The sequence below is a fragment of the Bacillus sp. FJAT-45037 genome, from assembly GCF_002797325.1.
In the GTDB taxonomy this organism is placed as follows: Bacteria; Bacillota; Bacilli; order Bacillales; family Bacillaceae_D; genus Alkalihalophilus.
Genome location: NZ_KZ454938.1, coordinates 2,013,285 through 2,037,016 on the forward strand (window position 1 = coordinate 2,013,285; position 23,732 = coordinate 2,037,016).

Annotated in this window: 28 protein-coding genes and 1 tRNA gene; 16 read left to right on the top strand and 13 right to left on the bottom strand. The window is 40.1% G+C overall.

The features are described 5' to 3' along the window. Positions 1-35 precede the first annotated feature (35 nt). Together CDZ88_RS10380 and mscL are read left to right on the top strand one after the other, a co-directional pair. Positions 36-107: transfer RNA gene (locus CDZ88_RS10380), tRNA-Gln, on the top strand. A 112-nt stretch (positions 108-219) separates the two neighbouring features. After that, positions 220-720 carry a large conductance mechanosensitive channel protein MscL gene (gene mscL, locus CDZ88_RS10385; protein ID WP_100374662.1) on the top strand — a complete coding sequence of 167 codons (501 nt, stop codon included), beginning with the start codon at positions 220-222 and terminating at the stop codon, positions 718-720. On the opposite strand, the gene CDZ88_RS10390 is transcribed toward mscL, so the two are convergent. Together CDZ88_RS10390 and CDZ88_RS10395 are read right to left on the bottom strand one after the other, a co-directional pair. After that, positions 712-1,014: a hypothetical protein gene (locus tag CDZ88_RS10390; RefSeq protein ID WP_100373473.1), complete on the bottom strand. Its 303-nt coding sequence runs from the start codon at positions 1,012-1,014 to the stop codon at positions 712-714. The two genes, mscL and CDZ88_RS10390, sit on opposite strands and share 9 nt — an antisense overlap. A gap of 56 nt (positions 1,015-1,070) precedes the next feature. After that, positions 1,071-1,253, bottom strand: coding sequence for a hypothetical protein (locus tag CDZ88_RS10395; RefSeq protein WP_100373474.1), 183 nt, complete (start codon positions 1,251-1,253; stop codon positions 1,071-1,073). A 122-nt stretch (positions 1,254-1,375) separates the two neighbouring features. On the opposite strand from CDZ88_RS10395, the gene CDZ88_RS10400 reads away from it, so the two are divergent. From CDZ88_RS10400 to CDZ88_RS10410, 3 genes are all read left to right on the top strand, one after another. Next, positions 1,376-3,730, top strand: coding sequence for an ATP-dependent helicase (locus tag CDZ88_RS10400; protein WP_100373475.1), 2,355 nt, complete (start codon positions 1,376-1,378; stop codon positions 3,728-3,730). Next, on the top strand, positions 3,727-4,374 hold the full coding sequence (locus CDZ88_RS10405; RefSeq protein ID WP_100373476.1) for an HD domain-containing protein: 648 nt from the start codon (positions 3,727-3,729) through the stop codon (positions 4,372-4,374). The genes CDZ88_RS10400 and CDZ88_RS10405 overlap by 4 nt, the downstream gene beginning before the upstream one ends. A gap of 119 nt (positions 4,375-4,493) precedes the next feature. Beyond that, positions 4,494-4,976: a hypothetical protein gene (locus tag CDZ88_RS10410; RefSeq protein WP_100373477.1), complete on the top strand. Its 483-nt coding sequence runs from the start codon at positions 4,494-4,496 to the stop codon at positions 4,974-4,976. A gap of 49 nt (positions 4,977-5,025) precedes the next feature. Here CDZ88_RS10410 and CDZ88_RS17430 read toward each other — a convergent pair whose 3' ends face one another. Next, positions 5,026-5,166 (bottom strand): hypothetical protein, encoded by a 141-nt coding sequence (locus CDZ88_RS17430; RefSeq protein ID WP_157796531.1) that lies wholly within the window; start codon positions 5,164-5,166, stop codon positions 5,026-5,028. Between the two features lie 223 nt (positions 5,167-5,389). Here CDZ88_RS17430 and CDZ88_RS10415 point away from each other — a divergent pair, with 223 nt between their 5' ends. Next, a complete protein-coding gene (locus tag CDZ88_RS10415) occupies positions 5,390-6,034 on the top strand; it encodes a BMQ_0737 family morphogenetic spore coat protein (RefSeq protein WP_100373478.1) in 645 nt (214 codons plus the stop codon). A 115-nt stretch (positions 6,035-6,149) separates the two neighbouring features. Beyond that, positions 6,150-6,848 carry a hypothetical protein gene (locus tag CDZ88_RS10420; protein WP_100373479.1) on the top strand — a complete coding sequence of 233 codons (699 nt, stop codon included), beginning with the start codon at positions 6,150-6,152 and terminating at the stop codon, positions 6,846-6,848. 51 nt (positions 6,849-6,899) lie between these two features. Here CDZ88_RS10420 and CDZ88_RS10425 read toward each other — a convergent pair whose 3' ends face one another. Then, on the bottom strand, positions 6,900-7,262 hold the full coding sequence (locus CDZ88_RS10425; RefSeq protein WP_232718621.1) for a DUF1360 domain-containing protein: 363 nt from the start codon (positions 7,260-7,262) through the stop codon (positions 6,900-6,902). A gap of 157 nt (positions 7,263-7,419) precedes the next feature. Here CDZ88_RS10425 and CDZ88_RS10430 point away from each other — a divergent pair, with 157 nt between their 5' ends. Further along, a complete protein-coding gene (locus tag CDZ88_RS10430) occupies positions 7,420-7,875 on the top strand; it encodes a hypothetical protein (RefSeq protein ID WP_100373480.1) in 456 nt (151 codons plus the stop codon). A gap of 39 nt (positions 7,876-7,914) precedes the next feature. Here CDZ88_RS10430 and fabI read toward each other — a convergent pair whose 3' ends face one another. Continuing rightward, positions 7,915-8,694, bottom strand: coding sequence for an enoyl-ACP reductase FabI (fabI, locus tag CDZ88_RS10435; protein ID WP_100373481.1), 780 nt, complete (start codon positions 8,692-8,694; stop codon positions 7,915-7,917). 108 nt (positions 8,695-8,802) lie between these two features. Beyond that, positions 8,803-8,946 (bottom strand): hypothetical protein, encoded by a 144-nt coding sequence (locus CDZ88_RS17625; protein ID WP_198507844.1) that lies wholly within the window; start codon positions 8,944-8,946, stop codon positions 8,803-8,805. Positions 8,947-9,136: 190 nt separating this feature from the next. Between CDZ88_RS17625 and CDZ88_RS10440 the strand changes: the two genes are divergently transcribed. Both CDZ88_RS10440 and CDZ88_RS10445 read left to right on the top strand, forming a co-directional pair. Next, positions 9,137-10,012 carry a DUF4397 domain-containing protein gene (locus CDZ88_RS10440; protein WP_232718622.1) on the top strand — a complete coding sequence of 292 codons (876 nt, stop codon included), beginning with the start codon at positions 9,137-9,139 and terminating at the stop codon, positions 10,010-10,012. Beyond that, positions 9,969-10,649, top strand: a complete 681-nt coding sequence (locus CDZ88_RS10445) for a class F sortase (protein WP_232718734.1) — start codon at positions 9,969-9,971, stop codon at positions 10,647-10,649. The genes CDZ88_RS10440 and CDZ88_RS10445 overlap by 44 nt, the downstream gene beginning before the upstream one ends. A gap of 57 nt (positions 10,650-10,706) precedes the next feature. Here CDZ88_RS10445 and CDZ88_RS10450 read toward each other — a convergent pair whose 3' ends face one another. Further along, positions 10,707-12,770 carry a cation:proton antiporter gene (locus CDZ88_RS10450; protein ID WP_100373483.1) on the bottom strand — a complete coding sequence of 688 codons (2,064 nt, stop codon included), beginning with the start codon at positions 12,768-12,770 and terminating at the stop codon, positions 10,707-10,709. Between the two features lie 275 nt (positions 12,771-13,045). Between CDZ88_RS10450 and prpE the strand changes: the two genes are divergently transcribed. Together prpE and CDZ88_RS10460 are read left to right on the top strand one after the other, a co-directional pair. Continuing rightward, positions 13,046-13,783 (top strand): bis(5'-nucleosyl)-tetraphosphatase PrpE, encoded by a 738-nt coding sequence (gene prpE / locus CDZ88_RS10455; RefSeq protein WP_100373484.1) that lies wholly within the window; start codon positions 13,046-13,048, stop codon positions 13,781-13,783. Positions 13,784-13,809: 26 nt separating this feature from the next. Then, positions 13,810-14,250 (top strand): hypothetical protein, encoded by a 441-nt coding sequence (locus CDZ88_RS10460; RefSeq protein WP_100373485.1) that lies wholly within the window; start codon positions 13,810-13,812, stop codon positions 14,248-14,250. A gap of 26 nt (positions 14,251-14,276) precedes the next feature. Here CDZ88_RS10460 and CDZ88_RS10465 read toward each other — a convergent pair whose 3' ends face one another. Genes CDZ88_RS10465 through CDZ88_RS10480 form a run of 4 tightly spaced genes read right to left on the bottom strand, consistent with a single transcriptional unit; the run spans position 14,277 to position 17,033 of the window. Beyond that, positions 14,277-15,176 (bottom strand): RluA family pseudouridine synthase, encoded by a 900-nt coding sequence (locus CDZ88_RS10465; RefSeq protein WP_100374665.1) that lies wholly within the window; start codon positions 15,174-15,176, stop codon positions 14,277-14,279. 1 nt (position 15,177) lies between these two features. Next, positions 15,178-15,972 (bottom strand): NAD kinase, encoded by a 795-nt coding sequence (locus tag CDZ88_RS10470; protein WP_100373486.1) that lies wholly within the window; start codon positions 15,970-15,972, stop codon positions 15,178-15,180. A 20-nt stretch (positions 15,973-15,992) separates the two neighbouring features. After that, the gene (locus tag CDZ88_RS10475; protein WP_100373487.1) at positions 15,993-16,625 is read right to left on the bottom strand and encodes a GTP diphosphokinase; all 633 of its coding nucleotides are present in this window, start codon (positions 16,623-16,625) and stop codon (positions 15,993-15,995) included. 18 nt (positions 16,626-16,643) lie between these two features. Further along, positions 16,644-17,033: a UPF0738 family protein gene (locus tag CDZ88_RS10480; protein WP_100373488.1), complete on the bottom strand. Its 390-nt coding sequence runs from the start codon at positions 17,031-17,033 to the stop codon at positions 16,644-16,646. Positions 17,034-17,215: 182 nt separating this feature from the next. Between CDZ88_RS10480 and CDZ88_RS10485 the strand changes: the two genes are divergently transcribed. The 4 genes from CDZ88_RS10485 (at position 17,216) to CDZ88_RS10500 (ending at position 20,077) form a co-directional block, all read left to right on the top strand. Further along, entirely contained in the window at positions 17,216-17,803 is a 588-nt protein-coding gene (locus tag CDZ88_RS10485) for a CYTH domain-containing protein (RefSeq protein WP_100373489.1), read from the top strand. Positions 17,804-17,878: 75 nt separating this feature from the next. Further along, the gene (locus CDZ88_RS17840) at positions 17,879-18,580 is read left to right on the top strand and encodes a lytic transglycosylase domain-containing protein (protein WP_100373490.1); all 702 of its coding nucleotides are present in this window, start codon (positions 17,879-17,881) and stop codon (positions 18,578-18,580) included. Between the two features lie 164 nt (positions 18,581-18,744). Continuing rightward, positions 18,745-19,119: a globin domain-containing protein gene (locus tag CDZ88_RS10495; RefSeq protein ID WP_100373491.1), complete on the top strand. Its 375-nt coding sequence runs from the start codon at positions 18,745-18,747 to the stop codon at positions 19,117-19,119. Positions 19,120-19,156: 37 nt separating this feature from the next. Continuing rightward, on the top strand, positions 19,157-20,077 hold the full coding sequence (locus CDZ88_RS10500; protein WP_100373492.1) for a ClpXP adapter SpxH family protein: 921 nt from the start codon (positions 19,157-19,159) through the stop codon (positions 20,075-20,077). 449 nt (positions 20,078-20,526) lie between these two features. Here CDZ88_RS10500 and pepF read toward each other — a convergent pair whose 3' ends face one another. Together pepF and CDZ88_RS10510 are read right to left on the bottom strand one after the other, a co-directional pair. Further along, positions 20,527-22,332 (bottom strand): oligoendopeptidase F, encoded by a 1,806-nt coding sequence (gene pepF / locus CDZ88_RS10505; protein ID WP_100373493.1) that lies wholly within the window; start codon positions 22,330-22,332, stop codon positions 20,527-20,529. Between the two features lie 59 nt (positions 22,333-22,391). Beyond that, the gene (locus CDZ88_RS10510; RefSeq protein WP_100373494.1) at positions 22,392-23,642 is read right to left on the bottom strand and encodes a competence protein CoiA; all 1,251 of its coding nucleotides are present in this window, start codon (positions 23,640-23,642) and stop codon (positions 22,392-22,394) included. Positions 23,643-23,732 lie beyond the last annotated feature (90 nt).

Sequence of the window (23,732 nt, forward strand, 5' to 3'; positions counted from 1 at the left end):
TACATGGAGTTGGAAAACATATTAGTACAAAGCGATGGGCTATAGCCAAGTGGTAAGGCAACGGACTTTGACTCCGTGATGCGTTGGTTCAAATCCAGCTAGCCCAGTACCTATTAAAAGAGGACGTAAGCCATGGCTTACGTCCTCTTTTATTCATGTCTGTCCAACACTAGCATATGCATGAGAGAAACCCTTAAAAAACAGGTGATGCATATGAATATTTTTCATGAGTTTAAAGAATTTGCGGTGCGTGGAAATGTTATGGATATGAGTGTTGGTGTCATTATCGGTACAACCTTTGCCAAAATTGTTGAATCTCTTGTCGATGATGTCATTATGCCACCTTTTAGTGTGTTGTTTGGTCAAGTCGATTTCTCCAACCTGTATGTCAATCTGTCAGATCGTAAATTTGAAACGCTCACAGAGGCAGAACTAGCTGGAGTCCCTTTACTCCGATATGGTCTCTTCTTGAATCACTTTGTTCATTTTATGATCGTTGCTTTTATTCTCTTTTTATTCATTAGACAAATGAATCGGATCAGGAGGCCTTTAGAAGATCCACTGATTGACATGAAAACAAAACTTTGTCCATTTTGTTTTAGGTCGATTGTTTTTAAAGCAACTAGATGTCCGCATTGCACTTCAAAACTTGAAGATCCACAAAGAACTGATCCTCCGTCTATCCACACCCGTATGAAAAGGCGAGTAAAGTCATCTTGACTTAGCTCGCCTTTCGTTTGATTTTTTTGTGCGTATGAGTGTTTCAGCCGGCTGTTTTTGAATCCATCTAATGAATTTTTTCAATTCCTCATCATCCCTTAGCCTCGGAATGGTGTCTAATCGTATGGCAAGTTCTGAGTTCGTGTATAAGGCATGGATTTGTTTATGGCAGGCGATACAAAGGTCTGCTGTCTCATGATGAGCGCCTCCCTCTTCTTTTGGCAAAAGGTGATGAACTGTACGCTCTACACCTTCTCTTTCACAGAGTTCGCATGTTCCAACATTCTTCTTCACAACCCTCTCTCCCCCTTAGATGCATCACTACCTGCATCAAGCGCACCATAAACAACTTAAATACTTCCCTCTTCCTTCTCCTGTTTGTATCGAAGATAAGCTATAAATAAATAATTTATCCCAATCAGTCCCGCTATAAAAGGACCAAATAAAAATTGTTGTTCATTTACCCAACCATATCCTAAAAAGAAAATCGATAACAAAGTGACTATTAGTCCTGCCGCAACAAAAACAATCATCGTTTTTCCTCCTTCCAAATTTTCGCTATCTAAAAAAAGCATCCAATAACTGTAGTAAATCTGCTAGGATAGAAGGTAATTGAATTTCCGATGTGATCTACGTGAAGTTAGGAGGCTCACTTTTGAAAACAGCCTTATACAAACAAAAAATAATACAAATTCAGACGCTTGATCGAAGTGCATGGCAACAATTTCATAATGCTAGTATTCGACAAGAACTCACTTGTATGCATTGTGGAGAACCGCTTCGCTTCCATTTAGGCATAGAAGAAGCGCCAAGATTTATTCACCCACCTACCTCCCTTGATTGTAAAAAAGAGGTCACCGCTTACGAGGCAAGCGCAGTAAATAAAAGAATTAAGACATCCATTCAAGAAAGCAACACTCACGGATTCACGATGCCAACAAGGCGATCGATTTCCTCAAACGATGAACCTGAAAACGAAGGGTGGCGCGCTCCGGAGAATGTAAAAGCCATCCCTCCGTTTACACCAATCAAAAATGATAGTAATAGAACCTATGACGGATATCGTGCTGATTTATTTCAACAAGGTATTATATTAGATGATCAACAATGGGAAGCCGCTACAACGACCGAAGGGCCTCTACTTATTCTCGCAGGTGCAGGTAGTGGAAAAACCCGTGTATTAACGACTCGAGCTGCCTATATGCTGACTGAAAAAAACTACTCTCCAAAAGACATGATCTTGGTCACATTTACAGCAAAAGCTGCCAAAGAAATGAAGGAACGAATGACGATTTATCCTGGGATGAATAAACATTTGCTTCATCAACTTGTTGTTGGTACGTTTCACAGTATTTTTTATCGAATGCTCATGCACGACAACCCAGAGAAATGGCACAGTGATCATCTACTCAAATGGGATTGGCAACGAGATCAAATGCTCAAAGAAGCTGGGAGAGAAATTAATTTAGATGAGAAGGAATTTCCTTTTGATCAGGCATTGACTCAAATAAGTTGGTGGAAAAATCACCTTCTCGCTCCAAAAGATATTAAGCCTGAAGATGTATGGGAAGAACGCGCTGCATATTTGTACAAGCGATATGAAGAGATGAGACAACAGAAAAATTCATTTGATTTTGATGACATGCTCATTGGTTGCTACGATCTTCTAATTGATAACCAAGCACTTCTTAAGAGGTATCAAGAACGCTTTTCTTATGTATCCATTGACGAGTTCCAAGACATTAATAAAGTGCAAGTGGAACTTATGACCTTATTAACCGAGCCACATAAAAATCTTTGTGTGGTTGGAGATGACGATCAGTCGATCTATGCTTTCCGCGGAAGTGATCCTGATTACATTCTCTCATTCAAAAAAACATACCCTCATGCAAAAGTAGTGGTACTAGATCAAAACTATCGTTCCACTCATTCAATTGTGGCTGCTGCTAATAATGTAGTGACAACGAATAAAACACGTTTCAATAAACAGTTAGAAGCCCAATTTACATCTGAACAGGCACCTACTCTTTTCTACCCTTATGATGAAGAAGAAGAGGCAACAATGATTGTCAATGATATAAAGAAAAAGATTGAGCAAGGCGCTGATCCAGCTGATTTTGCTATTCTCTTTCGGACAAACGTCACAGCACGTGCCCTGTTTGAGAGAATGGTAACATCGAGTATCCCGTTCTCTATTGAAAATGATGGTGATTCCTTCTATCGACGGAAAACCGTGCGAAAAGTTCTTGCCTATTTAAAACTTAGTCAAAACCCTGACAACGGATTAGCCATGCAGGATTTAATCGGTGCCTTATTTTTAAAGCAGCAAGTTATTCAAGACTTAAAAGCTTTAACCATTACAGAGGATTGTACGTTTGTTGAAGCCTTAACCCATTTGAGTGGCCTTCAACCGTTTCAATTAAAAAAACTACAAAAATTGCCCGAGCAGTTTAAACAAATAAAATCAAAAAGCCCCGAGGGTGCAATCACTTATATTGAGCAAGAGATGGGTTTAAAAGATTACCTAAAAAAGCAAGGAAACGAGGGCAATAAATTAGATCGTGGCTCAGATGACGTTCGGGATTTGAAAGTTGCTGCTAGACAACATGATTCAATTGAAACGTTCCTAGACCACGCTGATCATATGATTGCCAAGCAAGAAGAAGCAAGAAAGCAGCCACCAACAAAAGATGCGGTTCAATTGATGACCATTCACCGCGCAAAAGGGTTAGAGTACAAGCATGTCTATATCCTCGGTGCTGTTGAAGGATCGCTTCCTCATGACTACTCATTAGAAGCTTGGCGTGAGGGCGATGATAAACCATTAGAAGAAGAACGTCGATTAATGTATGTAGCAATGACTAGAGCTCAAGTGAATCTCCTTATCTCCGTACCTACAATGAGACGAGGCAAACGTGCTCACCCGTCTAGGTTTGTACGTGAAGTGAACCGAATGGCAAGAGCCGTACAGAAGCAGAAAGTACCTACCTTATCTGGAGGGATACGATGAAGCATGAAGAAATGATCGAGCAGACAAAACAGTGGGTGAAAGAGCAATTATGGGGTGAAGGATCTGGTCATGATTGGTACCATATTGAACGCGTCACAAAAACAGCTTCAAAGCTTGCAGCAATTGAACATGCCGATCATTCAGTCGTGACTCTCGCCTCCCTTCTTCATGATTTAGCCGATGATAAGCTGGTTGAGGATGAAGCAGAAGGCCTTTTGAACATTCGCAAGTGGCTATTAAACCTTGACCTTGAAGTTGAGCACATTGATCATATCCAGCTGATCATCTCTACCATGTCATTTAAAGGTGGCAACAAAAAGCCAATGCAAACACTTGAGGGGCGAATTGTACAAGATGCAGACCGATTAGACGCGTTAGGCGCAATTGGTATTGCCCGTACCTTTGTTTACTCAGGTAACAAAAGCCGCCCGATGTATGATCCTACTCTCCCCGTTAGAGAGCTCATGACAGAAGAAGAATACCGCAACGGAGACTCCTCTGCCATCCATCACTTTCATGAAAAATTGTTGAAGTTAAAAGATTTAATGAATACGGAAGCTGGTAAGCAATTAGCTACTGAGCGTCATCAGTTTATGAAAACCTTTTTGAAGCAATTTGAAAGAGAATGGCATGGACACGTTTAATCACTAGCCCCTAACTACTGTTGGGGGCTTATTTTATAGTTCTATTTCATGATTCATAAACATCTACACCCTCGCATATGACTTCATATAAGATTAAAATGTCGGAGGTGTATCATAGAATGAACAGATCCACGCAAACCTATTCTGTCTCAAAACTTACTCCAGTCCAGTTGCAGCAACGACTAATATACACACAATCAGAACTCGCAAAATATAAACAACAGTTAGAACGGTATCAAAATGACTACCATTACAGCTTAATTGACCAACTCCACCTTGAAAAAAAAGAGCTCGAGGAACAAGTTCGCATGCAGCAATCTAAAGAAGAGGAACTCGACCAGTTGAAGCTTGAAGCAAATGAGCAAGCACATGAAGTGATTGAGCTCAAAGAAAAAATCACCCAGATGAAGATCGCTCATAAAGAGGATGTCGATCATCTTAAAAAGGAATTAGACGAATTAAAAAAGAGTCCACCGCCTGAACAAACCAACCCAACACCCCATCCAAAAGAACTCGCCTCTCAAGAAGTCCCACCCCATGTGCCACCAGAAAAAAGCTGGTTTCATCGTAGTCTCATGAACCAAAAATCATCAGATGAATAGGAAAAGCTGGATAAGTAACTTATCCAGCTTTTCCTTCTTTTTATCTTGCTTACGATTTATTCTTTCTTCCACAACAAATTTTAGATACCTTCTGAGCATCCTCTCTCACGGTTCTCTTTCCAAATGTTTCTTTCTTAATCGGCTGTTTTTTTGAGTTAAATGCTGATTGGCTTGTTGATAATTTCTTCACTTCTCTCACTCCTTCCTCCTAGTAGAGTATGAGAAAGAACTCTATATGCGATAGACCAATACCTACTTCCTACTTAAAACTTCCACATTTGCCCTTTTCCTACTCAATAACGGATAAACTTACACCAATTTTCTGTGCCGTCATACTATACAGTAGTCTGAAAACCTACTCACATCTTAAATCTAAGCTTGTGTGGAAGGTTAAATAAATAGGAGGTAAGAAAATGAGCCATAAAAAACACAATGTGTGTATTAATGCAAAGAAAGTGTTTGATTGGGTTATTCGCCCGGTTAGCCTAACAGAAACATTTACAAACTGTGAATTTTTTAACGGATTAACAGATATTTGTGAATCTGTTGAAGGTTGTTTTGACCCAGGCTTCAAAGTGAAATGTAAAGTGGATTGTGTCAAAGCAACAGATATTACAAAACCAGGCCCCCGTCAAAAAGTGGAAGTCCAAGTCAACGGAGAAGACGTAACATTATACAAAGTCAAAGTTCATGTATCAATTAAAGTGTTCGTGTTTATAAAAGAAGACAATTGTGATGAATACGAAAAATTAGGACCATTCGAATTATCATCAGTAGAAACATTCTATTTATGTGCACCAGATGGAACATTTGTATATCCTGCTATCCATGATGGAGAATGTGAAGCAGAGTTCTTCTGTGTAAATGGTACTCCAAATCTAACAATTAATGCTGATTTTTGTTTAGATGTTCAAGTAGCGGATTACGTAAAACTTGAAATTGAAGCTGCTTACTGCAAGCCACGTGATGAGTTCCCTATTTCGGAAATGATGGTTTGTCGTCCTGATAAAGAGCCAAAACAATGTCCACATGTTTTTCCCGGAAAGCACAAATGCTAAAAAACCCCAAGAAAAATCGAGCAGAGGCTAATCAGCTTATTTGCTCGATTTTTTCTTCTTTCTTAATACTTACATACATAAGTATAAAAAAACTGTACTTTCAAGGAGGACCTCGATGCAAAACTCACACTCTAGCAGCAAACACCCGCCGAGGAACATTCAGTACGAACAAAAAATTTTGCATTATCGTTCAGAAATTAAACGATTAGAGCAAAAAACAACAAAACAAGCCAAGCAATTAAAGGAACAAGTAGAAGCGATCGACTCACTTACAGCTAGAATCAATGACCAAGCACCAAAGCCCGTCCAAATCGCAACCGAGACAGTAGAATCACTGTTATGCTTTAGTTATTTCTCATACACCCTCATCGTTCCCGATCGATCGAATCGTGATGAGTCGATTACGATCATTGGAGATTTAATCATTGAAAATGAAGGAACAAATCCGCTAACGAACCCTATGATTTGTTTAGAATTTAACAAACCAACACTCGCAACGCTAACCGGAAAAATTCAGCGCTCTCCCTCTACCGAAACAGAACAGTATATAATTGAGGAAGATCGAGTAACAAACACCTGGAAGTTTGTTGAGGGATCATCTTATAAAGAGGCCCGTCAAACGGGAGTTTATTGGTTAAAGCCTATCCATACATCGATCATAGAACCTAGCCAATCTTTATTTTTCCCAAGCTTTGAGATACAGCTAAAACCAGATGATAACGCTTCCACATTCGAAGTCAGTGCCTATGTACTAAGCGATGAATTATCTAACGGGCAAAAAGCGTCTAATAAAATCCGTTGCAATCTGATCTAAATCATATGATAGCACCTTCATCCGGAACAGAATGGGTGCTATCCTTTTTCATTATTTATTTAGCTTTCTTACAACCGTTTCAATGATCGCTGCCACCCCAGCAATAGCTAAAACACAAACGACCGGTAGCGTCACAGATCCTAAATAAGTAATACCTACAAAAAGTATGAGCGAGGCCCATATTCCTGAACACCAATAACAACTCAGCATATCACCGATGAATTTACGAATTCCATTCCCGCGACCTGACACGTATTGGTACACATCGCCATTTTCATCTACTTCCTCTGTAACGTTCTGAAACGGCCTTCTCATAAATTCTGCAATTTCATCAAAAACCAGTAAATGTGTCAATCTAAACGTAGCTATTGATAACAATACAAATTCAAAAACCGACAAACTGATCAATTCCAAAGAAGTGTCCCCCTTCACTCACCCTCCTTTATATTCTTACGTAGGAATAGGTATTTCTGACATCATTATTACCTAAGACAAACACCCTTTTTACGAATGAACATAGGCTATCACATATACGATTTATCGTTCTCTTATCTTTGAAAGGAGTGTAAACATGTATTATTACGAATATGATCACGATTCCTATCACCGCCAACAACCATCAGTTCAATTCATTCCACCAACTGTTATTAGCCAGTATGTGAATCAGTGGATTACAACGGCAATTCCCGGTTACGGGCAAGTCGTCGCCTATGTTACAGACTTCAACCGCCGTACAGGTATGGTATCAATGTTTATTTATCAAGCACCTTATTACCAACCTCAATTCCTTCAAGTCTATAATGGCGATCTAGTAGGGATTGCACCTTATTACGGACCGATCCCTCCACGTCCGTCTCAGCCCGGTCCAGGTCCTACACCTAGACCCCCTAGACCCCCTCGTCCTCGTCCACCTTCCTTTCCTTGGTGGCTTTGGGGCATCGGTTCATATGGTGGATCAGGGTCTTACGGCTCCGTAGGTTCTGCAGGCCCTATTGTTTTAGGAGGTCAATTCTCTCAACAACGTTAAAAAACAAGCATCGCGTCATTGCGATGCTTGTTTTTTTAGTTATAGAGAAACAATATTGTACCCGCTATCTACATGAAGCAACTCACCCGTGATTCCACGTGACAAATCACTCATTAAGAATAACGCTGTGTCTCCCACTTCTTCTTGTGTAGTAGTGCGACGGAGAGGCGCACGCTCTTCAATTTCACGAAGTACATCATTGAAACCTTCAATTCCTTTCGCTGCTAATGTACGGATCGGGCCGGCCGAAATAGCATTCACTCGAATGTTCTCTTTACCTAAATCATTGGCCAAGTATTTTACACTAGCATCCAAACTTGCCTTAGCAACTCCCATTACATTGTAATTACGTATCACTCTTTCCCCACCAAGATAGGTTAACGTTATAATACTCCCACCTTCAGTAAGTAGTGGTCGAGCGGCTTTTGTGACTGCTGTTAATGAATAAGCACTAATGTTTTGCGCTAGTAAGAATCCATCACGAGTAGTATTTAAATACTCACCTGAGAGCTCTTCTTTATTTGCAAAAGCGATGCAATGAGCAATTCCATGGATCGTGCCAACTTCATTTTTGATTTCAGAGAACGTCTTATCAATTTCCTCATCATTAGTTACGTCACAAGGTAAAATCAAATGATCCTCACGCTCAAGTGTTTCCATCAAACTGCGAACATTGCGCTCAAGACGCTCCCCTGCATACGTAAAAATTAATCTAGCTCCAGCATTTGCTAATGATTGAGCAATTCCCCATGCGATACTGCGTTTATTCGCAACACCCATGACAACATATGTACGATCTTTCAGTGAAAGTTGAATCATGTTTTAGTCTCCTCCATTATAGGCAGTTATTAGTACCAAGTACTAATGATTATACCATACCTTCCCTTTCCTTGGTACCTTTCTCTTTCTCTTCCACATTTCTTACCGTTATCCCTTCTTTGTTTCTATATTACGCAAAGTGAAATCACAACTTTGGCAACGATAAATCACATTCTGATTAGACTGTGCAGTTAATAGATGTCGAATTCCCTTAGCTTGTTGGCACTTTGGACAAATAATGACTGGCTCCATATAGACCCCTCCTTTTCATTAAGTTGCCCAGATTAACCCACCTACTCAACTAGTACTTCTTAACTATTTTGCATAAATAAGTGATCGAATGTTTTGACAACTTTTTTTATCCAGATATAAACTAAACATGTACAAAATAAATACAAAGGTTATACATGTTGATCGAAAGAAAGGAGGTTTACTATTCTGGATGTCACTCAAGTCAATGGCCAAACAAAAATTATTAAACTTAGGAGATGAGAAAATGTTTAAAAAAGGATTATTACTTTCATTAGTTGGGGCATTAACATTATCATTTGGAGCGACGGGGTTAGCACATGATCATACAGATGATGATGCTAAGGTGCGTATCGTTCACGCTTCACCAGACGCACCCGCAGTCGATGTCGTGGTTAATGGAGATATTGTTGTAGAAGGTGCTGATTTTAAAGCAGCAACAGATTACTTACATCTACCACGTGGTAACTATGAAGTGGAAATTTTTGCGACAGGAACGACAGAAGACGGTGAACCTGTCCTTTCTTCTACATTATCAATAGAAAGTGGTGAAGCTTATACAGTGGCAGCGATTAACACTGTAGAACACTTAGAGCTTTCCGTTGTATCTGATGAACAAATGACGTCTGAAGGTCAAGCAAAAGTACGTGTCGGCCACTTCTCACCAGACGCACCGAATGTTGATGTAGCCATTACTGGTGGAGATGTTCTTTTTGCAGACGCACCATTTAAAGCAGTTACAGATTACTTAGAAACGGCCCCAGCGACACTTGATCTTGAGATCCGTGTAGCAGGTACAGAAGATGTCGTGCTAGAACTTCCTAACACTGAGTTACAAGCGAATATGTTGTACAGTGTTTTCGCTGTAGGTTTTGCTAATGGAGAGCCTGGTCTTGATGTCGTCGTCTTAAGTGACATGTCACATGATGCGATGCCTGCTGAGATGCCTGCTACTGGTATGGGTGGAACATCACAATCAACGAGTCTCCTCCCAGTGCTGTTACTTGGAATGACGGCAATTGGCTGTGCCGTCTTCTTCGTATCATTTCGTCGTAGACAAGAAGCGTAAAATTTCCCTTGCAATTATTTTGTTCTCACTTCTTCTAACGGGATGTTCGTCCGCTTCCTCTGATGTGGAAGATGAACAAGAACGTCAGCCTTTAGAAGAAACAGAGGCATCGATTGTGTCCACTACTGATGAACATGAGACAGAATCTATGATCACACCGACACACTCAATCGTCCCACTCAGACATGAGACAATTAATCCAACTCAAGTGATTATTCCAGCACTTGGTGTGGATGCGCCTATTACACCATCAGGTTTGAACGAGGATCGACAAATGGAAGTACCTGATGATCCGTTTGAGGTAGGTTGGTTTAGTCCTGGTACAAAACCAGGTGGTCAAGGAAGCGCCGTTCTTGCTGGGCATGTTGATAGCCGCACAGGTCCAGCAGTCTTCTTTGAATTAGATCAACTCGAACTAGATGATGTGATTGAAGTCATTGGGGAAAATGGCGAACAACTTACCTTCATTGTCACTAAAATGACTGTCTATCCTTATGACGACGCCCCTATTGATGAAATTTTTGGTTACACATCCGATCAACGATTAAACCTTATCACATGTACTGGTGAATTCGACCAAGTTGAGCGAACACATCGTGAGCGACTCGTTGTCACCGCTGATTTATTGCATCAATAAAGAAGAGTCAGAATGCCAATAAAGTGGCATCCTGACTCTTTTTTTGTCGCGCTTTACTTATTCTTCATATGATTTATTAGATAGCACAGTGCGAGGAACATCCGTCCCGCGTGCTCCACGCATATCGACTGGATCTTTCTCTTGCGGATAAATCATAATAAAACTTTCAGGCTTAGCAACCGCAAGTATTCTAGGAAGTTGTTCAAGTTGAGGATGCCATGACAGCGTTCCACGTCTAGCGCTTAAAACAGCGACGAGGTCATCTTTTCTTAACAATGGCATAAAAGTACGATGTAGCTCATTCCAAGAAGGTACACCTACAACTTGAGTTTGCACATCAGGTTTCATTTGCTCAAACATCTTTTCGTAACTTTGGGTGTTATCATGAATGACATACACCGTAAGAATGGCTCCAATCTGTCCCGCTAACCGCTTAGCAGTTCGGACAGATTCATACGCTGCCGACTTATGATCAAATCCAGAAGGAATAAGTACGACTAATCTTTTCGTCGTCGTTAATGGATGACCCAATTTTGCTACAAGAATCATTTGGTTCGTTCTCTCTAGAAGTTGATCAAGAACTCCTCCAAACATTCGTTGCGGTGTCGATAATTTGCCATTCCAACCAATGACAGCTGTAGTAATTCGAGATTCTTCCATTGCACGTATCATTCCATTAGTAATATTCGGATCGACTCGCGTAAGCATCTGCATTGACACTTCTGCCCCTGCAGCATAACTTACAGCTTTCTCCAACATCTTCTCTGCTTGCAAGATTTTCTCAGGTGTATCTTCTCTGCTTCCTCTTGCAACTGATAATGTGTACAGCGGCTCTGGTGAACTGCCGCGAATTAAAAAAGCGAGATCAAGCAAAGATTCCATCGTTTGCGGATTAGCAACAGGAACAAGCACTCGTTCAGGAGCTAATGAAGGTTCATACGGACTTTGTTCTTCTTTTAATGCAATTTTTCTTGCGTACGTTTCAACCATATAAGGGCCCACCATACAAGTCACGAGAATCATCACGATGACCGCATTCACCGTTGCCTGATCAAATAAGCCGAGCTCATATCCCACTAGTGTCGCCGCAAGTGTCGCAGCTGCCTGTGGAATGGACAAACCGAAGATTAGTTTAATCTCATCTGATGAATACTGATAAAGTTTTCCGGCGAACCATGCGGCGAGGAATTTTCCCATAATGACTAAAGAAACAACGACTGTAGCAATCAGCCACGCAGCTGGCTCTGATAAAAGCACACGAATATCCATCAACATTCCGACAGATAGTAAAAAGAACGGAATAAATATAGCATTTCCAACAAATTTAATTCGGTTCATTAATGTCCCTTGTTCAGCTATAAAACGATTCAATGCTAATCCTGCTAAGAACGCCCCGATGATTGGCTCAAGACCAGCAATGGTGGCAAAGTACGCTGAGACAAAAAGAACAGTCATAACAAAAATATACTCTAATGCCCCTTCACTACTTAACGAACGGAAGAAAAATTTTGCAGCAATCGGAACTAATATAAGAACAGCTGCAACATATAAGCCAAGCGATACGAGTAGAACAAACCAAAAGTTAGCCGTTAACTCTCCTTCGGTCGCCCCAGCTACGATAGCTAACACTAAAAGAGCGAGTGTATCGGTCATAATCGTCCCGCCGACTGTCGTAGTGACCGCTTTATTCTTTGAGATTCCTAAACGACTTGCTATAGGGTAAGCTAACAGTGTATGAGACCCTAACAATGATCCTAGTAAGATAGCAGCTGCTATTGGATAACCCATCACATAAACAACGAGCGTACCTAAAATAAAAGGGATTGAAAACGATAATGTCCCAAAGGTTAAACTTCTCGTTCGGTATTTTTTAAATCCATCTAAATCAATCTCAAGACCTGCAATAAAAATAATATATAACAGACCAACCGTTCCTAACAAAACAATTGTAGGATCACGATCAATTAGACCAAGCCCATTCGGACCAATGACGACTCCACTTAAAATTAAACCGATAATGCCAGGAACTCTAAGCCGAGCCATGATCAATGGAGCTATCAAAAAGATAACCATTGCGATGGCAAAAATGAGGACAGGGTTCGTCACAGGTTGTTCAAACAAAATAAAACACACCTTTAAATTCGTATTTATACATCCTTTCTCATATTAAAGAAACAACCAACATGCTGTCAATGTAGAACAACGTCGGTAAGCGCTTTAAATGAATAAGTAGAGTACGAAATCTGCACAAAATATCGAAAGACATGGATTCTAGATCTTATATCAATTAAATACCCTAGAGATCTCTCATGTTTATCCTTATCGCATAAGCTACTGATTATGCTAAAATATCGGTTATATGAAAACTGTCTACACTATAAAACGAGGTGTTTCATTTGAAGATTGATTGCATTGGTGATATTCATGGTTGTTATGAGGAACTTCTCACCCTCCTTCACAAGCTAGGATACAAAAAAGCTAAAACAGGGTATGTACATCCTGACCAACGAAAGTTAGCATTTGTTGGTGATTTAACAGATCGTGGCCCGCGATCTCTAGATGTGATCAAAATCGTCTCAGAACTTGTCAGCAACGGCCTAGCGTATTATGTGCCTGGAAATCATTGCGACAAGCTCTATCGCTATTTTCTTGGACGCAACGTTCAAGAGAAACACGGGCTTGAAACAACAGTCAGTGAGCTAAACGAATTAGCAAAAGGAGAGTTTGATAATATTCGAGCTCAATTTATGGGGCTCGTTGAACAATCTCCCCACTACCACATTCTTGATCACGGTCGTCTTGTTATTGCTCATGCAGGTATTCAAGCAAAAGACATCGGAGTACAAAACAAACGTGTGCAAACATTTGTTTTGTATGGAGATATTACCGGAGAAAAACATGCAGATGGTTCACCTGTAAGACGCGATTGGGCGCAACATTATGACGGTTCGGCTTTCGTCGTTTACGGTCACACTCCTGTAAGCGAAGCAAGATTCATCAATCACACGGTTAACATTGATACAGGCTGTGTTTTCGGTGGGACATTAACCGCACTAAGATACCCTGAACGCACGACAGTATCTGTCTCCTCTTCAATGCCGTTTGTTGAAGAAAAATTTAGAGAGTTTGATTAATATCCATTAGGGAGGTATTTCACATAATGAAACAAGTCTCATTTGTGCTGGTAATCATCGTATCCATTGCCATTCTTACAGCTTGTTCAAATCAAGCAGAACTATCGATCGACCTAAATGAAACCAGATTGATTGTTGATGAAGAACGAGATGTTCTGTCTATTTATGCGCGCTTTGTGAATGCTGGGTCTGTCTCATCTGAAGATCTTCATGCGGTCTTTCTCATTCATGACGAGGAACTCGCGGCTGATCTAAATGTAGAGAAGGAAATTCGCTTTACCGATCACGAAGGTCAGCCTGATACTTTTAACTTAGCTGGAGATGGCAGCTATTTTATCGCCGAAGCTTATGGTTATGAAGGAGAGCGACCAATTGATGAACTGGTAAATAGCGTTGAAGTTATTCTTTATAATACTTCCGATGAAGAACTAGCGAGGGCTATGGTGGAGCGCGTCGTTACAGAATAATAATAAAGCAAGAAGCAATGAGCGCTTTATAGGCCCATTGCTTCTTTTGCTTTTTCTAAGTCCTTAGGAAGAGCTGCGTTAAACGTATGAGTTTCTCCAGTAAATGGATGCGTTAATTCGAGTCTTTCGCAATGTAGCGCATGACGATGCAGTAGTTTCTTTGTGCCTCCGTACAACTCATCCCCTACGAGAGGGTGACCTAGGTGTGAGAAATGAACGCGGATTTGATGGGTTCGTCCCGTTTCTAATTCAATATCAACGACTGAAAAGGAAGAATTGCTCCTAGTCACTTCATAATGAGTGATCGCAGGTTTCCCCTCCCTTGTGACCATCCGTTCAATAATACTGGTTGGCTTCCTACCTATAGGGTCATCAATCGTTCCTCTAACTGGAGTGACCGCTCCCTCGACCAAAGCTTTATAAAACCGCTTCAAGTTGCCCACTTTCTGAGCTTTTGCCAATTGATCATGACTAAACCCGTGCTTAGCAATCACAAGCAGACCAGATGTTTCACGGTCTAGTCGATTTACAGCGTGAAATGTTGCTGGTATTTCGTGTTTCTCATAATAGCCGACAACTGCATTGGCAAGAGTGTTTGACGGATGCAGACACGACGGAATTGTCGGCATTCCTGCTGGCTTATTAATAACGAGCAAGTGTTGATCCTCAAAAACAATTTCTAATGGAATGATCTGAGCTAAAAGTGTCTCGCTCTTCACTTCTTTCGGTAAATGTATCTCAACAATATCACCTTTATGGATCAATGTTCGAACTGTCTTCTCTTGCTTGTTAACCCGTATCTGTCCACCTTTATACTTAATATCAGCCAAGGCCTTTTTAGATAATCCTTTGTGTTTTCGTAGAAACTCCCGGAGTAAGATATGATCTTGTTCTTGTGACACCTTCCACTCGATCTTTACGACCATGCTATCCACCGATAAAGGACTCCTTCACTCTTTTCCAGAAGGGGAATGGCCTGAAGCGAGCAAAGCGAATTTTCTCTTCTGCGACACGACATTGTATCGATTTCACACGTTTGTGATCAAGGGTGTAGTGATCGACTGTCACTTGCACATCAACATCATTCAACGGTTTCAACAAGCATGTGTGATGTTGTGGAAGAACAAGCGGTGAGCCCACCGTTCGATATACCCTGTTATTAATCGAAGCCATTTCAGCAATTTGAATCGATGAAAGCGATGGATGAAGAATCGCACCACCTAAAGCTTTGTTATAGGCTGTGCTGCCAGATGGCGTCGAAATACATAAACCATCTCCGCGAAACACTTCAAAAGTATCGCCCTTGATCTCGACGTTACTAACGAGTGACCCCTCTAAACTTTTCACCGTGCATTCATTTAAAGCCAAATGTCGTTCTGACTTACCCTCACCATGATGTCTGATCACTACTTCGAGAAGGGGATATTCCACAATTTGATAAGGAGTTTTAGCAATATGAATGACTAATTTCTCCACTTCATCTGGCACCCAATCGGCATAGAAACCAAGATGGCCTGTATGAATTCCAACAAAAGCTGTATCTTCTAAACGTTCACTATAATCATGAAAGGCTTGAAGCAGTGTTCCATCGCCACCGACCGTCACAACCATTTCAGGTGATTGTTCATCATGTACCAATCCAAAATCAAGCAAATAACGTTTTATCCGTTGTTGTAACGTGTTTGATAAATGATCCCCACGAGAAGTGACAGTAAATTTCATCCGACTATTCCCTCCTATCTTTATAACTTTCTTCCTTGTTCTTGGTTTTGGATGAAGATCTCCTGTGCATCCCTTACCTCATCTCGAATGATCGACATTTCTTCATCAAGTAGAAACGCCGCTTCCGCCGCACGAATAAGTCGCATCTTAATATCCTCAGGGATTTCACCACTATATTTATAATTTAACGAATGCTCAATCGTCGCCCAAAAGTTCATTGCTAAAGTCCGAATTTGAAGTTCCACTAAAATCTGCTTCTCTCCATCTATTGTCTGCACTGGATAGCGTAAAACTAAATGGTAGGATCGATAGCCACTCTTCTTCTTCTCAATAATATAGTCACGCTCTTCAATAATCTCAAAATCTCCACGTGTCCGAATTAGATGAATAACCGTTTCAATATCCTCAACAAATTGAGTCACAATGCGGACCCCAGCTAAATCCTGCATGTTTTCCTCTAATTCATTTAAAGGGATATTTTTGCGCTTGGCTTTATCAAGAATACTAGAGATTGGCTTTACACGACCTGTGACAAATTCAATCGGTGTATGATGTGAGGATCGTTGATACTGTTCTCTGATCCCTTTTAGCTTAATCTTTAATTCTTCTACAGCCTGCTTATAAGGCATTAAGAAGGTTCCCCAATCACTCATCCAATCACCATCCGTTCTTTACTCAACGTTCCTCTTGAACACTTCCTGCACATTTGCTTCAAGCTCTTCACCATAGTTACTATTGCCATCAATGTTCTCAAGTAAGAAATCTAGTTCTGTCCCTAAAGCCGTTAATTCAATTTGATGGTCAGTAGTTAACTCTGCATAGACAGGTATCTCACTCTCGTAGGCTTCCCTTAAATCTTGCCACGAGTCTTTGCCAAACGTTAAATAATAAAACTGGGTATCATCTTCTAATATGTAAATAAAAGCTAAGCCATCTGAATCAACAAGCATTCGTTCCCCTGCTTTAATCTGACTCACTGACTCTTGATTAAGTGCGTGTGAACAAGCAACAATATATTGTTGTGGTTCCTTTTTCATTTCCGTAACATTAATTTTTTGCATGATTTACCTCCAACTACCTTTCACATTTTACACGTTATTTCCACGTATTAGTTTACCATACTTTCGCCATGCTTTCTCGTCAAAAGACCGACCAACCTTCGCCAATCACAAACTAATAGTAATTGAGTCGTTTGGCAACGTATGAGATAATTAGTTGATCTAAGAAAAAGGACGTGAAAACCATGTCACAAGAAATTGAAATTGAAGTGAAATCACTTGTCAACGAGAAGGCATTCTATGATCTACTTAGCATGCTACAGCTCTCTATGGAAGATGCTTCCACTCAACGAAACCATTATTTTGAAACGCAACACTTTCACCTTAAGGAAAAAAAATCAGCTCTACGGATACGTGAGAAAAATAATACCTATACATTTACTCTAAAGCAACCTCATTCTGAAGGATTGCTTGAAACCCATCAAAAGCTTACAAAGTCAGAAGCAACAAAAGCAATAGAAACAGGGTACACTCCTCCTGGTGAGATTCACAATCAGCTCATAACGTTAAACATTGAACCAAGTGAACTAATGTTTCTTGGAACATTGACAACAAGAAGACTTGAGATCTCTTATGAAGACGGGCTTTTATGTTTTGATCACAGCACGTATTTAGACCAAGAGGATTATGAACTTGAGTTTGAAGGTCATAGCTTAAGTCATGCTTCAGATACAATAAAAAGCCTATTTTTACAAGCAAACGTTGAGATGATAACTACACCAAATAAAGTTCAAAGGTTTTTTAATCGCAAACAACAAATTAATCGTGACTAGTAAATCAAAAGTTTTGATTGTTAGAGTTCCCTACATTTGCTAAAGTTAAGGTAGAAAAAATTCGGAGGTACAATAATGGATTTAACGTTTTTAAACCCTGTTCACTCCATAACCAAGCCAACTATGCCTTATGCTAATCAAAACGAACAAGCAAGCTCGATAAAATCCATGTTCTCATCGCTTTTAAACAGTGAATTACAAGGAACAGAGTCTACTAGAGCACCTCAATATAGAAATAGTGGATTATTTTTCTCAGAATCACTTAGGGATCGCTATCTTGCGTTACAAACCATGAACGGTCTACCACAGCAAGTGCCAGGCACTTCAATACATCAAGCGGCATCTGGTACACCGCCGATCACTTCTCAATCAAACGCTAGCGCACGATTAGGTCAGGATGTTCCTTTTGCTTCACAGATTGAAACAGCCGCATCTAAATTTAATCTTGATCCAAAGCTAATCTACTCCGTGATGAAACATGAATCAAACTTTAATCCGAATGCGAGAAGTCATGCGGGAGCAACTGGATTAATGCAACTCATGCCTGCGACAGCTAGAATGCTAAAAGTTGATAATATGTTAGACCCACAACAAAATATTGAAGGTGGCGCCAAATATTTGCGACAAATGCTCGATAAATACAATGGAGATATCAAACTTGCCCTTGCCGCTTATAATGCGGGGCCTGGAAATGTTGACCGCTATAACGGCATTCCACCATTCAAGGAAACTCAAGCCTATGTTCCAAAAGTTTACAACACCTATGTAAATGCATAACAACGAAAAAAACCGACCGATGAATGGTCGGTTTTTTTCGTTGTTATGCAATATTTCAAATCAGATTATTTGCCCATATTGTCTTAGGTTGCTACAATATGAAGCATAAAGAGTCTAAATTCATTTCGATATACAAACAGAACTTTATATAAGGAGTGTAAAACATGTCAAACCAACAAAGTCCGTACGAGGCTCTCGGCGGTGAAGCCACCTTATCAAAATTGGTCGACACCTTTTACCGTTATGTGGCCGAGCACCCTGACTTAGCTCCTTTATTTCCTGATGACTTTACTGAAACAGCGAGAAAACAAAAACAATTCCTTACTCAATTTCTCGGTGGACCTTCAATTTATACAGAAGAACATGGACATCCTATGTTAAGAGCTCGTCATATGCCATTTGTTATTACAAACATTCAGGCTGACGCATGGTTATCCTGTATGAGTCAAGCGATGGATGACACAAACATAACCGGTAATTTACGTGCATATTTAATGGAACGGTTAAGAATGACTGCTTATCACATGGTAAATCATTAATGAAGTGAAACATTTTTTACAGAAAGGAGAATGACCATTGAACCCAAAAGAGAATAATTCATCTTGTGACAACGATCATGGAATTTGTGGTCTGGACCCTTTATACTCTAACCAACTCAAACGAAAACCACTTGAAATATATACATTTATTGATCCTCTATGTGCGGAATGCTGGGCGTTTGAGCCAATCTTCAAAAAGCTCCAAGTGGAATATGGTGCGTATTTTAAAAGTAGAATTTTAGTAGCGGGACGCCTACAGGCTTGGAATTTCTGTCAAGAAACTCAAAAAGGATTGGCACGCAAAAGTGAACTCGCAGCACTTTGGGAAAAGATCGCTAATAAAACAGGAATGTCTTGCGATGGAGATGTGTGGTATGAGCACGAGTGGGCTTCACCTTATAAAGCATCAATCTCGATTAAGGCCGCTGAACTACAGGGCCCACAAGCAGGTGCTCGTTATTTACGTAAACTCAGAGAATATTTGTTTCTCAATAAACAAAATATCACAGAAGATGAGATCATCTTAAATTGCGCAAAATCAGCACAATTGGATTTAGTAGAGTTTAAAAAAGACCTAGACTCTCCACTTGCAAAAAAAGCTTTGCAGTGTGATATTAATACGACAAATGAAATGGGCGTCGAAATGGTTCCGACCTTTGTTTTCTTTAATGACAAAGTAGAAGAAGAAGGAATTAGCATTACTGGATTATACCCTTACCGTGTCTACGTACAAATGATTGAAGAATTACTTGGTCATCCTCCTAAAAAGGCTGACCCTATTACGATTGAAGAGTTTTTAAAGAGGTATAAATTCGTGGCAACGATTGAAATTGCTGTTGTATTTGACCTTACCCAAGAAGAAGCGGATAAGAAGTTAAAACGATTAAAGCTACAACAAAAAGTCGAAGCCGTTCCAGTCAAATACGGTACGTTTTGGCGATACATTGAAGCATCATAAAATAAGTAAAAGAGCGCCTCCGGTAAGGAGACGCTCTTTTCATCCTCTATGGGGGAGAGAATGTGATTTGTTTCACATATATAGAATAGCAAAGTATTTGAGTGTTGACAATGTTAGTGAATCATCGTTCATCAGATCGTCATATGTCTAAAAACTTGTCTAAAACAAGATCAACGCTCATAAGCTTTAAGTAAAGAAAATTAGAAAGGACCGAGTGCTGTGAATAATTTGAAACGAATCATTGGTATCCTATTAATTGTAGTTACATTTTATGTGTATGTCCTCTCCCTTATGAATTTATTCCCAATTATACTCGCAGCGCCTCTTCTTTTTTTCGCAATTCTATTCACTATACGTCCTTCTATTCAAAAAAACCGCTTTAGAGGCTTTCGTTAATCAATTATAGAAAAACCCTGCGAGCATAAATATGATCGCAGGGTCTTTCACTTCTATTGTTCGTCTAACAAACGTTCCATTTCATTTAATGTCTCTTCAAATAAACTTAATGCTTGCTCAATTGGCTCTGCTGATGTCATATCTACACCTGCCGACTTTAACACTTCAATCGGATAATTAGAACTACCCGATTTCAAGAACTCGATGTAACGAGTGACCGCTTCTTCACCTTCAGTTAAGATTTGCTTAGAAAGCGCAGCCGCTGCACTATAACCTGTTGCATATTGAAACACATAGAAATTGTAATAGAAATGGGGAATTCGAGCCCACTCTAGTCCAATTTCTTCATCAACAACCATCTCTTCGCCGAAATATTTTTTGTTTAATTCATAATAGGTCTTCGTTAGTAGTTCAGGTGTTAACGCTTCACCATTAGCTGACAATTCGTGAATTTGTTGCTCAAACTCAGCAAACATTGTTTGACGGAAAACAGTCCCTCTAAACCCTTCTAAGAAATGGTTTAGTAGGTACAATTTTTCTTTAGGGTCTTCTGTATGTTTCACGAGATGGTCATGGAGTAGCGCTTCATTTACTGTGGATGCAACTTCTGCAACAAAGATCGTATAGTCGCCGTACACATATGGTTGATTAGCACGAGTGTAATAACTATGTAAACTATGACCGAATTCATGTGCCAGTGTAAACAAGTTATCGATATTATCTTGCCAGTTCATCAAGACATATGGCATTGTCCCGTAAGCACCAGATGAATAAGCCCCACTTCTCTTACCAACAGTTTCCTCTACATCAACCCAGCGCTTATCAAAGCCCTCAGCTACTAATTGAACATATTCCTTACCAAGAGGCTCTACTCCTTTTTGAACGAGTTCTTTCGCCTGGTCATACGTCACTTTCATTTTGCTATCAGCTACAAGAGGTGTATATAAATCATACATATGGAGCTCATCTACTCCTAATACTCGCTTGCGTAACTCTACATAGCGATGGAGAAGGTGAAGGTGCTCATTCACGGTTTCAACCAGTTGATCGTAAACAACTTCAGGAATATGATTCTGACTTAGCGCAGACTCCCTAGCCGAGCTATATTTACGAACATTCGCATAAAAAATATCTCGTTTTACTTGACCACTTAATGTCGAAGCAAAAGTATTTTTGTACTTCCCATACGTTTCATAAACGGCTTTAAAAGCAGCCTCTCTCACACTACGGTCACTACTTTCTAAGAAAGAGATGAAACGACCATGTGTGATTTCAACCTCTTCTCCGTCTTCATCTTTCACAGTAGGAAACGTTAAATCTGCATTGTTTAACATACCGAATGTCTGGCTCGATGTTTGGAGCGCCTCACTTGCTTGGGCTAGGAGTGCCTCTTCTGCCTCAGATAATACATGAGGACGTTCCTTCTTTAACTCATCAAACACCTGCTTGTAAAGTTGTAATCCTTCATGTTCATTGATGAAAGCCTCAATCATTCCCTCATCGAGCGTTAACAATTCCGGAGTCATATACGAAGAAGCTTGTGATACTTGCGCAGCTAGCCCCATTGCTCGATCATTCAAGCCTTGGTAGAAAGAGTTTGCGGTATCTTCATCATTACGCATATGAGCATACGTATACAGCTTCTCAAGTCGCTCATTCAGTTGATCTTGCTCTGTTAATGCCTTGAATAATGTCTCCGCTGACTCGCCAAGTTTCCCTTTATACGAAGTAATTTCTGGATATAGCGATTTGACAGCTTGAAATTCTTTCTCCCATTCTGCATCAGTACTAAAAATTGCTTCAAGGTCCCATGTGTCTTTTACAGGTACCTGATCTCGTGTTAAACGTTGTTTTGCCACTAAAAATCCCTCCACATCGATACTATCAAAATGATTAAGACTCTGTTTTGAATCCTTCACTAGATAGTATTCGACATATTCGGAGATTTCCCTTTGTTTCCTGTTAAACTTTCCGTACCAAACAGTGGTGCCCCGTACTTGTTAGTCAACTGAGCATCTCGCTTGATTGCCTCTTCTGTTGAGGTAGGAATCAATGGTTCCCTTAATCGATAATACATATCGGAAGACCCTGGTACCTTAGTTAAGAAACCGATACGTACTAAGAAATCTAAATAGCCTAGCACAGCTTCATGAATGGAAGGTGATTCATACATGGGCCTTAGTTTAAGCCAGCGATACAGTTGATTATTAGTAAAACAAGACAAGATGGAGGATATAGTAATTGGTTGATGGAGGGGCTTTGAGAGAAGGCAAGCAAAAAGAAAATAACTCTGCCATATATGAGGAGCTGTTTCAATGATTTCATAAGATTTTGTGGGCCAACCAGCCTCAATGGGGAAATGTGATGGAGGCACTCGATGATGATAGAGTAACTGTTGAAAATATCTTTCAGTAGGCGATGGATAGGGCTTTGGTCTGAAGTAGCGCCAATTCTTTTTCACATAAAGCCATTGGTCTTTTAAAGGGGAGTGGTCAGTGAAGTTATCAAGTAGGTCTGAGTACGTCAGTTGATCTGGTAAAGATTGATGTAATGAGGCTAACACTTTGTTAGAGGAGTACGGTGTGGTATGAAGAAGGGACATCCATTTCTTTTGTTCGGAACAGTAGTAATTAATTTGCGGAAACCTCTCTCGATTCAACGTGTTCATATACCATTCAAATGCTTTAATGGTATACGTATTCGAACCTAGACGCGTGAGACGGTTACCTCCTAAGATCCAAATGGGAATCATGCCTAATTGTTTGTACCCTCTCGTTCGTTTCTCAAGCTGTGGTAAATCGATTGGTGAACATTGATACTCAAGCGCATAGAGTTGATCTTGATCTTTAAACAATAGATCAGGACGTTGTCTAATTAATGGTAAGTAGACTTCAAGCGCTACTTTTAATCCTTGATTCTTTAACCATTCATACAATTGACGTTTTCCTTGCAAATGATATAAACTTTCATGCTCAGACTGAACGGTACACGTATGGTCTTTTTTATGAGCAAAATGCCACTGCTTTTTCATGCCTAGTTTAAGTTGCAGTTCTGCTTGACAGCATGGACAATAAAACGGTACATCTTGACGCATTTGTTTCAATTGGTCATATGTCCAATCGCCTGCCATCGAGAACAGAGAACCATCTTTTAATTTTGCTGTGAGCATCGAGCTAACACCTCCTAATTTCGCTATTATTCTACACCTTTCTCGCAAATCCCTCCCTAATCAGAAAAAAACTCTCTTCAAAAAAGAAGA

Bases quoted from the DNA above. Each gene is read 5' to 3' on its own strand.
- CDZ88_RS10470 (WP_100373486.1), bottom strand. From the start codon at position 15,972: ATGAAATTTACTGTCACTTCTCGTGGGGATCATTTATCAAACACGTTA.
- CDZ88_RS17840 (WP_100373490.1), top strand. From the start codon at position 17,879: ATGGATTTAACGTTTTTAAACCCTGTTCACTCCATAACCAAGCCAACT.
- CDZ88_RS17625 (WP_198507844.1), bottom strand. From the start codon at position 8,946: ATGGAGCCAGTCATTATTTGTCCAAAGTGCCAACAAGCTAAGGGAATT.
- CDZ88_RS10405 (WP_100373476.1), top strand. From the start codon at position 3,727: ATGAAGCATGAAGAAATGATCGAGCAGACAAAACAGTGGGTGAAAGAG.
- CDZ88_RS10475 (WP_100373487.1), bottom strand. From the start codon at position 16,625: ATGAGTGATTGGGGAACCTTCTTAATGCCTTATAAGCAGGCTGTAGAA.
- CDZ88_RS10465 (WP_100374665.1), bottom strand. From the start codon at position 15,176: ATGGTCGTAAAGATCGAGTGGAAGGTGTCACAAGAACAAGATCATATC.
- CDZ88_RS10395 (WP_100373474.1), bottom strand. From the start codon at position 1,253: ATGATTGTTTTTGTTGCGGCAGGACTAATAGTCACTTTGTTATCGATT.
- CDZ88_RS10440 (WP_232718622.1), top strand. From the start codon at position 9,137: ATGTCACTCAAGTCAATGGCCAAACAAAAATTATTAAACTTAGGAGAT.
- CDZ88_RS10415 (WP_100373478.1), top strand. From the start codon at position 5,390: ATGAGCCATAAAAAACACAATGTGTGTATTAATGCAAAGAAAGTGTTT.
- CDZ88_RS10430 (WP_100373480.1), top strand. From the start codon at position 7,420: ATGTATTATTACGAATATGATCACGATTCCTATCACCGCCAACAACCA.
- CDZ88_RS10460 (WP_100373485.1), top strand. From the start codon at position 13,810: ATGAAACAAGTCTCATTTGTGCTGGTAATCATCGTATCCATTGCCATT.
- CDZ88_RS10495 (WP_100373491.1), top strand. From the start codon at position 18,745: ATGTCAAACCAACAAAGTCCGTACGAGGCTCTCGGCGGTGAAGCCACC.
- CDZ88_RS10485 (WP_100373489.1), top strand. From the start codon at position 17,216: ATGTCACAAGAAATTGAAATTGAAGTGAAATCACTTGTCAACGAGAAG.
- CDZ88_RS10410 (WP_100373477.1), top strand. From the start codon at position 4,494: ATGAACAGATCCACGCAAACCTATTCTGTCTCAAAACTTACTCCAGTC.
- CDZ88_RS10510 (WP_100373494.1), bottom strand. From the start codon at position 23,642: ATGCTCACAGCAAAATTAAAAGATGGTTCTCTGTTCTCGATGGCAGGC.
- fabI (WP_100373481.1), bottom strand. From the start codon at position 8,694: ATGATTCAACTTTCACTGAAAGATCGTACATATGTTGTCATGGGTGTT.
- CDZ88_RS10420 (WP_100373479.1), top strand. From the start codon at position 6,150: ATGCAAAACTCACACTCTAGCAGCAAACACCCGCCGAGGAACATTCAG.
- CDZ88_RS10480 (WP_100373488.1), bottom strand. From the start codon at position 17,033: ATGCAAAAAATTAATGTTACGGAAATGAAAAAGGAACCACAACAATAT.